A 10,100-nucleotide genomic window follows, 5' to 3' on the forward strand; every position below is an offset into this window, starting at 1 on the left:
CTGCTTTCGTGCCTACGCATCGACGCGTCCGTTACCGTTCGCGCCGCAAGGCTCGATACTGGGCTCGCGGCTCACGATTACCCAGGTGGGATTTGCACCCACTAGACTACGCGACATTGCCAAGCCGCACTGGCCCCTTTTCGTGCTTTTCCACGCACCTTTTCCACCACCTTCGTTCAACTAAGACAACTCTGAATCCAATGACGTTGTGCCGATATCCAGGGTATCTAAGTTCCCGAGGCGGATGCTGCAATCGTTTGGGAATATCGAAGCAACAGTTTCCGAGAATTTTTCCAACGTTGCCCTCGTCACGACTCTTGGATAGAGCAATGTATGGCGTCACGAAATCATGTGCCCATTCCCAGACATTTCCTATTAGGTCATAACATCCTATGTGTGAGCGTGACTTTGGATATTGCCCAAATAATGAGGGGTACTCGATCTTTGCTGCCAACTCTAGATCGATTTTGTCTGGTAATAGTTCATTCTGACGTGAAAAAAGTAGGTTAATCGCTTTTTCACTAGGTCTTTCTGGGTTCGAAAGAAATTCTTTTTGCTTTTTAGACAACATGGACAACCACTCAGCCTCGGTAGGTAGCCTCACCATGTACTGGCTGTCTTTAAACTTTGTCTCCGTGAGCCAACGGCAATAGGCCTGAGCTTCAAAGTAGCACACGCCTGTAACGGGCTGATTGAACGCGTTGAATCGGAGATTGCTACCAGTTAGACTCTCATCAATCACGGAGTCTTCAGTTCGTTTAGACCACAAGTATTTATGCGATCTTCGTGCGACATATGACCGCCAAACCTCTCGGCCCGTTTGCGACCACCAGTCTTCTACGCCTTGGTTCCTGTAGCCACCGTCATTAATAAACCTTCGATACTCAACGTTAGTTACGGGGAATCTTCCGGCAACGACGCCATTGAGGCTTGTGTCAACAAACGAGTCCTCTACAATACCTGCTGCCGCGACTATCTCATTGACGATTTTCTTCAGATCCGTCGATCTCTTACACAAGCGGTTTTTAAGTTGCTCGTGGAGATCATGATAGTCTTTTAGGTCATCTATATCTTTAGGTCCATGAACTATGGGGAATATGAATGGTTCTGGGCATTCCTTCAACGCTAGTGATTTTTCCGTTCGTCGTGATTCTTCTTGGAGGGCCATCTTGAACTCAGTGTAAGCCCACCTCTTCGGATCAAGATCGCCAAAGTTTTCGGTAATTATTGGAATGTAAAGCCGGGATGAGCAAATGCACTCAAAGAGCTTCTCACGAACACGCTCGCCCGGTTGGAGGTATGTCGTGTCGTGAAATACGAAAAATCCTCGTGCGATAAGTGCAGCGTGCAGCTCCTTTGCGAAGTCGAAGCCGTCACGATGCGAGTAGCTAATGAAAATATCTGGTGGTCTTGATCTCATAGGTGTCGCAATTGGGGCTTAACTAGGTTTCGCCGGACAAACTACCCGATAGATCGACGGGTCGGGGCAGTGAATCAAAATTGTCGCGGTCTGTCAATATTTTGCTATAGCCCCTTCGCAACACCTTTAGTGTGTGATGCGGCAATCTTGCCGCATCGCACACTAACGCCGGTGTCCGGAACTTGTCTCGCCTTTACTCGGCGGCCGTACATCCGGACCTTCCGTGATGCCGGCGATGATCCGTTTTCTCTCTTGGCGCCTTGGCGCCTTGGCGTGAGACTCTTCCTTCACTGCCGCGCCAACAATATCAACCGATCCCCCCGCTGTATCTGAAGGCTCAAAAGCCCACGCGACCGGCGCAGCACCTGCGTGAGGTCCCGCACCCCGCCAATCCGCAGCCCATTCACCTCAATGATCAGGTCGCCCTCGCGCAGCCCTGACTGCCAGGCTGGGCTATCCTCGGTGACCGGTCCCACCATGATCGCGCCGGCGCGTCCCTGCTGGTCGCCGAGGAGGGCGCCGGCCAGATTGGCGGAGAACTTGTCGCCGCGCACGAAGTCCCGGTAGGGGTCGCCGATCTCGCCCTTGAGGGTCATCGGCTTGCTGTCGCGCAGGATGGCGAGTTCGACCCGGGTGCCGACCCGCAGCAGACCGAAGCGGTTGCGCACGTCGGCCCCATTGGTCACCGGCCGGCCGTCCAGGCGCAGGATCACGTCGCCTTCGCGCAATCCGGCCGCCGCTGCCGGTGACTGCGGGTCCACCGCGGAGACCAACGCGCCCTGCCGGCTGTCGATCCGCAGGGCCGCCATCAGGTTTGGCGTCAGGTCCTGCACCTCCACCCCGAACTCGCCCCGGCGCACCGCGCCGTGATCCACGATCTGATCCATGATCGCCCGCGCCATATTGATGGGGATGGCGAAGCCGATGCCTATGTTGCCGCCGCCGGGGGCCAGGATGGCGGTGTTGATCCCCACCAGTTCACCGCGCAGGTTCACCAGGGGGCCGCCGGAGTTGCCCGGGTTGATGGAGGCATCGGTCTGGATGAAATTTTCGTAACCCTCGATCCCCAGGCCGGTGCGGCCGAGTCCGCTGACGATGCCGGAGGTGACTGTGCGGTTGAGTCCAAAGGGGTTGCCGATGGCGACGACGAAATCGCCGACCTTGAGCCGTTCGGAGTCCGCGAAGGTCAGTGCGCTCAGTCCCTCGGCCGGTATGCGCAACACCGCCACGTCGGTCGCCTGGTCGGCACCCACCAAGTCGGCCTTCAGGGTCCGGCCGTCGCCCAGGGTGACGCGGATCGCGTCCGCCTTGGCGATGACATGGTGGTTGGTGAGCACCAGCCCGCGGCGTGCGTCGACCAGCACTCCCGAGCCCAGGCTGCTGTTTTCGCGCTCCTGGCGCTCCGGGACGTCGAAGAAGTGGCGAAAGAAGGGGTCGCGCAGCAGCGGGTTATCCGCCGCGTCGATATGGGTGACGGTGGAGACGTTGACCACCGCGGGCATCACCTGTTCCAGCATGGGCGCCAGGCTCGGCAGGGGCTGACCGTCCGCCGTGGCGGGCAGGCCGGCGGTGCGGATCGGCAGTGCCGTGACCGCCAGGGCCGTGGCCAGGACCGCGGCCAGGTAGTGAGATGGGTAGTGGGTTCGACGCGTCATGGGCTCAGGCTCCGCAATCATTAGGGGCGCAATCTGGTGTCTGAGCCTGTCTAAGGCAATGCGGCCTTGATCGTCGTTCCCGCCACCGGCGCTCGCGGCGCAGAGCGCCTGACACAGGCGTAACACCGCGGAGCGGTGTTACGAGAGCGGAGACGCTGGTCTGGCCGGAGTCGTGACCGAAGCCGGTTGCGGCTACTGGCGATCCAGCGAATAGACCGTCTCGAACACGTCTTGCCATAAGAGATTCTCGACGGACGACCGCTTGCCCATTTCCGCCTCCGCATTGCGCTTGGCCATCGCGAACGCCTTGCTCCAGAGGTCCTCGATCACCCGTGCATTCAGGCTCGGCGTCTCTTCGCGGATGTCGCCGATCTCGTCGCGCGCATCTTCGATGCTGGCCACCCAACTGAGTGAGCGGCGCTCCGGCTGGCTCTGCCATTTGATGATGTGCAGCATCAGACGGACCAGTTGGCTCTTCAAGGCGCGCTTTTCTGACTTGGACAAGGCGTCGATCAACTCCTCAAGACCGCTGCCGGCTTCGGCGATGCGGCCTTGCTGCAACGCCTCTTGGATGGCGACGGCCGTCTTGTAGGGCGAGTCGGTGGACAGGGTCTGCCAGTTCATGGTCGGGATGCTCGCAGTCAGCGCAATCAACAAGGTACCGGTGGGGCGGCCTGATGCTTGATCATACCGAGAAACGGCGGACGTCCCAACCACCGGCATCCGGCGGACGCAAAAAAGGCCGGGCGGGTGCCCGGCCTTGTCATTACCTATCCTTAGGTCCGATCAGGCGTTGCGATCAGGCGGCGGCCTTGAGCCCGCCGGTCTCGCTGGTGTCGACCAGCCGCTCCGGCTGTTTGGCACTGCCGATCTCGATCTTGCGGGGCTTCATCGCCTCGGGTATCTCGCGCCGCAGTTGCACATGCAGCAGGCCGTTCTCCAGATGGGCCTCGACCACCCGCACATAGTCCGCGAGCTGGAATTTGCGCTCGAAGCTGCGGTTGGCGATGCCGCGATAGAGGAAGCGGGTGTCCTGCTGCTCCTCGTCTTCGCTACGGTTGCCGGAGACCGTCAGGATGTTCTCCTTGGCCTCGATGGACAGGTCCTTCTCCGCGAAGCCCGCAACCGCCATGGTGATGCGGTAGTCATTCTCACCGCTCACCTCCACGTTGTAGGGCGGATAGCCGCCGGGCTCGGTGCGGTAGGCCGTCTCCAAGGCATTGGAGAGCCGATCAAACCCGATCATGGACCGGAGCAAGGGTGAAAAGTCGATGGTCGTCATGGTCATATCCTCAGTTGAGCAATATGGATAGGCGCGTTCTTACGAACCGCTGACCCCGCAGGCCTCGGTTGAGCGCCTGCGTTATGTAAAGTAGAACCTCGGGCAGCGGTTGTCAAGGGGCGTTGCGAAAAATGTTATGTCAAGTCGATCGGCCCGGCCCGGCAACCCTGACTTGAGGCGTTTGGTGCCTGGGGCGGGGCCTCGTGCTCGCGGCGGGCCTATAATCGGGGCCGGCGATCTTGTACTCAACCGTGGGAGGCAGCGATGGGTGGACCCCAGGTCTCAGAGGTCCAGGGTTTCGTGACCGAGTCACTGGGGCGGCGCGGCCGCGTCCCGGAGCACCTGCTCCAGCACCTGATCGCGGTCCAGCAGCGGTTCGGCTGGGTGCCGCCCGTCGCGGTCGAGTCCCTGGCCGCCGAGCTGGACGTCACCCGCACCCAGGTGCGGGCGGCCATCGCCTTCTATGCCTTTCTGCACGAGCGCCCTCGGGGCGACTTCGACATCCTCTTCAGCGACAACATCACCGACCGGATGCTCGGCAACCGGCACCTGCTGGCCCGGCTGGCCAAACAGTTGGGGATGGGTACCCACGAGACCCGCGCGGACGGGCGTGTCACCCTGGGTCTCACCTCCTGCACCGGCATGTGCGATCAGGGGCCGGCCCTGCTGGTCAACGGCCGGGCGGTAACCGGGCTCACCGCGGAGCGGATCGACCGCATCGCCGCGTTGGTGGGGGAGTGCGTCCCGCTTGAACGCTGGCCGGGCGACTATTTCCGCGTGGAGGACAACGTCCGTCGGCGCGGGCTGCTGTTGAGCAATGCGGACGCCGACGGTGCCGGTCTGCGCAAACTGGTCGACCAGGGCCCGGCGGCGGCGCTGGCTGAGATCGAGCGCTCGGGGCTGCGCGGGCGCGGGGGCGCGGGCTTCACCACGGCGCTCAAGTGGAAGTTCTGCCGGGAGGCCCCGGAAGGCGACCGCTATGTCGTGTGCAACGCGGACGAGGGCGAGCCGGGCACCTTCAAGGATCGTGTCCTGCTGACCAGCTACGCGGATTTGGTGCTGGAGGGCATGACCATCTGCGCCGCGGTGGTCGGCGCGCGGCGTGGGTTCATCTACCTGCGCGGTGAGTATGCCTATCTGCTGCCGCACCTGGAATCGGTGCTGGCGCGCCGTCGTGCCGAGGGGCTCCTGGGCGAGTCCATCCTGGGCCAGGCCGGCTTCGATTTCGAGATTGCCGTCCACCTGGGGGCCGGGGCCTATATCTGTGGGGAGGAGTCGGCCCTGATCGAGTCGCTGGAGGGCAAGCGCGGGGTGACGCGTAAACGCCCGCCCTTCCCGGTCGTCAGCGGCTATAGGGACCGGCCGACCGTCGTCAACAATGTGGAGACCTTCCTCGCCGCCGCCCGCGTGGTGCGGTGGGGCGGTTACTGGTTCCGGGGGGAGGGGACCGACCAATCCGCCGGGAGCAAGATCCTCTCGGTGAGCGGCGACTGTGCCCGTCCCGGCATCTATGAGTACCCCTTCGGGACCCCGGTACGGCGGGTGCTGATCGACTGTGGGGCCGAGCGGACCCAGGCGGTGCAGGTTTCCGGTGCCGCGGGGACCACCCTGGCCCCGGCGGAATTCGATCGCCTCATCGCCTTCGAGGACCTGTCCACCGCGGGTTCATTCATGGTTTTTGACCAGAGTCGCGACCTGTTGGACATGGTGCAGAACTTCGCCGCCTTCTTCGCCCACGAGTCGTGCGGCTTCTGCACCCCCTGTCGGGTGGGCGGGGCCCTGCTGCGCAATCTGGTGGAGAAGGTCGCCGCGGGCCAGGCGTCCGAGCACGACCTGGCCGAGCTGCGCCAGATCGGTGGGGTGATGCGCCAGACCAGCTACTGTGGGCTGGGGACCACCGCGCCCAACCATATCCTCAACACACTGGACAAGTTTCCGGACATCTACCGGCGGCGCCTGCGTAGCGCCGACTACACCCCGTCCTTCGACCTGGACGGGGCGCTGTCAGAGGCGCGGGCGATCGCCGGGCGTGACGATGACGCCGCCCATATTCCAGAGACGCTGCCGACGACCGCGGGGGCAGCGGTATGAGTAACCACTTTACCCTCGACGGCCGGCAGCTCCCCTTTGTCGCCGGTCAGACCATCATGGCCGCGGCCCAGGCCGCCGGGGTCTATATCCCCCACCTGTGTCACAACCCGGACTACGCCCCCCACGGCAGTTGTCGGGTCTGTCTGGTCGCGGTCGGGCGCCGCCAGGTCTCGGCCTGTACTACGCCGGTGACTGAGGGCATGGCGGTGGACAGCCGCTGCGAGTCCATCCAGGCCAACCGCCGGGCCGTGTTGCAGATGCTGTTCGCCGAGGGCAACCACCTCTGTCCGGCCTGTGAGCGCAGCGGCAACTGCCAACTCCAGGCGGTCGCCTATTACACCGGGATGCTGGCGCCACACTATCCGCCATTCTTTCCCCGTCGCCCGGTGGATGCCTCTCACCCGGACTTCATCATCGACTTCGGCCGCTGCATCCTGTGCGAGCTCTGCGTGCGCGCGAGTCGCGACCATGACGGCAAGCGTGTCTTCGCCATTAGTGGGCGGGGGCTTGCCAGTCATCTGGTCATCGACTCACCGAGCGGTCTGCTGGGCGACTCAGACTTTGCCGCCACCGATCGCGCCGCCCATGTCTGCCCGACCGGTGCCATCCTGCCCAAGCACAAGGGCTTCGAGCACCCCATCGGCGAGCGCCTCTATGACCGCGAACCGATCAGCAAGGTGGGCGACCTGCGTGCCCATGAGGACGAGGTGGATGGCAATGAGTGACAAACCCCGGGTCGCGACCGTTTCGCTCTGCGGCTGCTTCGGCTGCCATATGTCACTGCTCGACATCGATGAGCGCATACTGCAACTCGTCCAATTGGTAAGTTTCGACCGCACCCCGCTGACCGATATCAAGACGATTGGCGATTGCGACCTGGGGCTGATCGAGGGCGGGGTCGCCAATGCCGAGAACGTGGAGGTTTTGCGTGAATTTCGCGGTCATTGCAAGGTCCTGGTGGCGGTCGGTGCCTGCGCGGTCAATGGCGGTATTCCCACCATGCGCAACCAGTTCAGCCTGCGGGAGTGTCTAGACGAGTCCTATGTGAATGGGGTCGGCGTTTACCATCCGGGCATCCCCACGGACGCCGAGATCCCGCTCCTTCTCAATCAGGTCCACCCCATCCATGAAGTGGTGAAGGTCGATTATTTCATCCCCGGCTGTCCGCCTTCCGCTGACACCCTTTGGACCTTCCTGACCGAGCTGCTTGCGGGTCAGCCGATTGCGTTTCCCTATACGCAGATTCGCTACGACTAAGCGGGAAAATAATTGTCCGCAAATGAACGCAAATGGGAATGATCGTTGCATCGCCCGTTTCTGGTTCCCACGCTCCTGCGTGGGAATGCCGTGCGGGCGCTCTGCTTCCGCTGCTCTGAGCCACTGGACGCGGAGCGCCTGCTCTTGCTCCCACGCAGGAGCGTGGGAGCCAGGCCTGAATACTATTTTCTTATTCGCGTTCATTGGCGTTCATTTGCGGAAAATAATTCTCTGAGGACCAAGCCATGACTACCTCACTTGAAACCGCCCGCCACCCGGAGCGCCTGCGGCGCGTCTGTATCGAGCCGCTGACTCGGGTGGAAGGTCACGGCAAGGTCACGCTGCTGCTGGATGAAGACAACCATATCCGGCAGGCGCGGCTGCATGTCGTCGAGTTCCGGGGCTTCGAGAAGTTCATCCAGGGCCGACCCTATTGGGAACTGCCGGTGCTGGTGCAGCGCCTGTGCGGCATCTGCCCGGTGAGTCATCACCTGGCGGCGGCCAAGGCCTGCGATCAGCTCGTCGGCGTCGACCAACTCACCCCGACCGCGGAGAAGGTCCGGCGCCTGATGCACCTGGGCCAGACCCTCCAATCGCACGCCTTGCACTTCTTCCACCTGGCCTCCCCGGACCTGCTGTTCGGCTTCGACGGCCCGGTTGCGCACCGCAACATCGTCGGCCTGATCCAGGACCATCCACAGATCGCCATGCAGGGGGTGCTGATGCGCAAATTCGGCCAGGAGGTCATTCGGATCACCGCCGGCAAGCGCATTCATGGCACTGGGGCATTACCGGGCGGGGTCAATAAGCATGTGACTCTGGCCGAGCGGGACAGCCTTCAGAAGGACATCGCTCAGGTCCTGGAATGGGCGGAAGGGGCGGTGCAGTTGATCAAACGGATCATCCTCACCAATCCGGGTTTCCATTATCGCTTCGGGGCGGTCGACGCCAACACCCTGAGCCTGATCGCGCCCGACGGGTCTCACGAGCTCTATCACGGCGGCCTGCGTGTCCGCGACCCGGACGGCAATACCCTGCTGGATCACCAGGACTACCAGGACTATGAACAGTTGATCCACGAGGAGGTCAAGGACTGGAGCTATATGAAGTTCCCCTTTCTCACCCGGCTGGGTCCGGAACTGGGCTGGTATCGGGTGGGGCCGCTGGCGCGGGTCAACAACTGCGACTGCTTCCACACCCCATTGGCCGAGCAGGAACGTCAGGACTTCGCCGCTGCCGGTGAGGGCCGGCCGCTCCAGCCGGTCCTGGCCACCCACTGGGCGCGCCTTATCGAATTGCTACATTGCGCCGAGGCCATCCGCGACCTGCTGCCGGACCCGGACCTGCAGGGCACGGAGCTGCGCCTGACAGGTGAGATGCGGGAAAAGGGCATAGGTGTCATCGAAGCCCCCCGCGGGACCCTCTTTCATCACTATGAGATCAACGGCGATGGATTGGTGACGCGCGCCAATCTCATCGTCTCCACCACCAATAACAATCAGGCGATCAATACAGCCATCCGTCAGGTGGCGCGCGAGTTTCTGGACGGTCGGGAGCTGACGGAGCCGCTTCTGAATCAAATCGAGGTGGCGATCCGCGCCTATGACCCCTGCCTCTCCTGCGCCACCCATGCCATGGGGCGGATGCCGCTGGACCTTGAGCTGTGCGATGCCCAAGGCAAGCGCATCGACCGCCTTTGCCGCCATCCGGATGGAGCCGTGGAGCGGCCGTCTATCGCGGTCGCCAAGCATTGACACAGGCGCCCAGCATCCTGATCCTCGCCTGCGGCAACGCCTCCCGCGGAGATGACGCACTCGGCCCTAAGCTAATCGAACGCCTGAACGCGATGCCTAGTCCTATACTGAGACTGGGCCAGGCGTTCGATAGTTTCGATGACTTCCAGCTCCAGATTGAACATGTCCTGGACATTCAGGGCCGGGAGCGGGTGTTGTTTGTAGACGCCGCCCTCAGCGGTCCTGAACCCTTCTCCTTCGGCCCAGTGATTCCGGAGCCCGCGCTCAGTATCACCACCCATGCCTTGAGCCCCGGTGGCCTCTTGCGGGTCTACCAAGAGGCAATCGGCGGCCAACCGCCGGACTGCCATCTGCTCGCCATCCGTGGCTACGCCTTTGAACTGGGAGCGGTTCTATCGCCGGGGGCCGAGGCCAACCTGGCTGCCGCCTTGGCGTTTCTGGCCGGATGGCTGCGTATAGGTACTGACAACCCGTTGCGCAACTGACGGACCGCCGCAGTCAACCTAGTACCGCAGGATGAAAATCCTAATACCGTTTCTGAAGAGCGCGTTGTAAGATGCAAACTTCGTGATCTACTCTGGTTTTTTCGATGCCCTTGCTTCGTCCTGCGCCTGTCCTCGTAACCGATCGCGAGCGTCAAC

Annotated in this window: 9 protein-coding genes; 5 read left to right on the forward strand and 4 right to left on the reverse strand. The window is 62.2% G+C overall.

Annotation, left to right across the window (positions count from 1 at the left end):
• Positions 1 to 106: 106 nt before the first annotated feature.
• The 4 genes from QZX93_RS14905 to QZX93_RS14920 all read right to left on the reverse strand — a co-directional run bounded on the left by QZX93_RS14905 (position 107) and on the right by QZX93_RS14920 (position 4,357).
• Positions 107 to 1,420, reverse strand: a complete 1,314-nt coding sequence (locus tag QZX93_RS14905) for an SUMF1/EgtB/PvdO family nonheme iron enzyme (protein ID WP_295392862.1) — start codon at positions 1,418 to 1,420, stop codon at positions 107 to 109.
• Positions 1,421 to 1,707: 287 nt separating this feature from the next.
• Positions 1,708 to 3,075 carry a DegQ family serine endoprotease gene (locus tag QZX93_RS14910; RefSeq protein ID WP_295392863.1) on the reverse strand — a complete coding sequence of 456 codons (1,368 nt, stop codon included), beginning with the start codon at positions 3,073 to 3,075 and terminating at the stop codon, positions 1,708 to 1,710.
• 192 nt (positions 3,076 to 3,267) lie between these two features.
• Positions 3,268 to 3,699 carry a DUF29 domain-containing protein gene (locus QZX93_RS14915; RefSeq protein ID WP_295392864.1) on the reverse strand — a complete coding sequence of 144 codons (432 nt, stop codon included), beginning with the start codon at positions 3,697 to 3,699 and terminating at the stop codon, positions 3,268 to 3,270.
• A 175-nt stretch (positions 3,700 to 3,874) separates the two neighbouring features.
• On the reverse strand, positions 3,875 to 4,357 hold the full coding sequence (locus QZX93_RS14920; protein ID WP_295392865.1) for an Hsp20 family protein: 483 nt from the start codon (positions 4,355 to 4,357) through the stop codon (positions 3,875 to 3,877).
• 264 nt (positions 4,358 to 4,621) lie between these two features.
• On the opposite strand from QZX93_RS14920, the gene QZX93_RS14925 reads away from it, so the two are divergent.
• From QZX93_RS14925 to QZX93_RS14945, 5 genes are all read left to right on the forward strand, one after another.
• A complete protein-coding gene (locus QZX93_RS14925; protein WP_295392866.1) occupies positions 4,622 to 6,448 on the forward strand; it encodes an NAD(P)H-dependent oxidoreductase subunit E in 1,827 nt (608 codons plus the stop codon).
• Positions 6,445 to 7,173 carry a 2Fe-2S iron-sulfur cluster-binding protein gene (locus tag QZX93_RS14930; RefSeq protein WP_295392867.1) on the forward strand — a complete coding sequence of 243 codons (729 nt, stop codon included), beginning with the start codon at positions 6,445 to 6,447 and terminating at the stop codon, positions 7,171 to 7,173. The genes QZX93_RS14925 and QZX93_RS14930 overlap by 4 nt, the downstream gene beginning before the upstream one ends.
• Positions 7,166 to 7,705 (forward strand): NADP oxidoreductase, encoded by a 540-nt coding sequence (locus tag QZX93_RS14935; RefSeq protein WP_295392868.1) that lies wholly within the window; start codon positions 7,166 to 7,168, stop codon positions 7,703 to 7,705. Before QZX93_RS14930 ends, QZX93_RS14935 begins: the two co-directional genes overlap by 8 nt.
• A gap of 245 nt (positions 7,706 to 7,950) precedes the next feature.
• The gene (locus tag QZX93_RS14940; protein WP_295392869.1) at positions 7,951 to 9,459 is read left to right on the forward strand and encodes a Ni/Fe hydrogenase subunit alpha; all 1,509 of its coding nucleotides are present in this window, start codon (positions 7,951 to 7,953) and stop codon (positions 9,457 to 9,459) included.
• Positions 9,456 to 9,944, forward strand: a complete 489-nt coding sequence (locus QZX93_RS14945) for a hydrogenase maturation protease (RefSeq protein WP_295392870.1) — start codon at positions 9,456 to 9,458, stop codon at positions 9,942 to 9,944. Before QZX93_RS14940 ends, QZX93_RS14945 begins: the two co-directional genes overlap by 4 nt.
• The last annotated feature ends 156 nt before the right edge of the window (positions 9,945 to 10,100 follow it).

It is taken from the genome of uncultured Thiodictyon sp. (genome assembly GCF_903946935.1).
GTDB lineage: Bacteria > Pseudomonadota > Gammaproteobacteria > Chromatiales > Chromatiaceae > Thiodictyon.

What these genes read in the sequence shown, in the direction of transcription:
- QZX93_RS14905 (WP_295392862.1), bottom strand. Translation starts at nt 1,420, where the DNA reads ATGAGATCAAGACCACCAGATATTTTCATTAGCTACTCGCATCGTGAC.
- QZX93_RS14910 (WP_295392863.1), bottom strand. Translation starts at nt 3,075, where the DNA reads ATGACGCGTCGAACCCACTACCCATCTCACTACCTGGCCGCGGTCCTG.
- QZX93_RS14915 (WP_295392864.1), bottom strand. Translation starts at nt 3,699, where the DNA reads ATGAACTGGCAGACCCTGTCCACCGACTCGCCCTACAAGACGGCCGTC.
- QZX93_RS14920 (WP_295392865.1), bottom strand. Translation starts at nt 4,357, where the DNA reads ATGACGACCATCGACTTTTCACCCTTGCTCCGGTCCATGATCGGGTTT.
- QZX93_RS14925 (WP_295392866.1), top strand. Translation starts at nt 4,622, where the DNA reads ATGGGTGGACCCCAGGTCTCAGAGGTCCAGGGTTTCGTGACCGAGTCA.
- QZX93_RS14930 (WP_295392867.1), top strand. Translation starts at nt 6,445, where the DNA reads ATGAGTAACCACTTTACCCTCGACGGCCGGCAGCTCCCCTTTGTCGCC.
- QZX93_RS14935 (WP_295392868.1), top strand. Translation starts at nt 7,166, where the DNA reads ATGAGTGACAAACCCCGGGTCGCGACCGTTTCGCTCTGCGGCTGCTTC.
- QZX93_RS14940 (WP_295392869.1), top strand. Translation starts at nt 7,951, where the DNA reads ATGACTACCTCACTTGAAACCGCCCGCCACCCGGAGCGCCTGCGGCGC.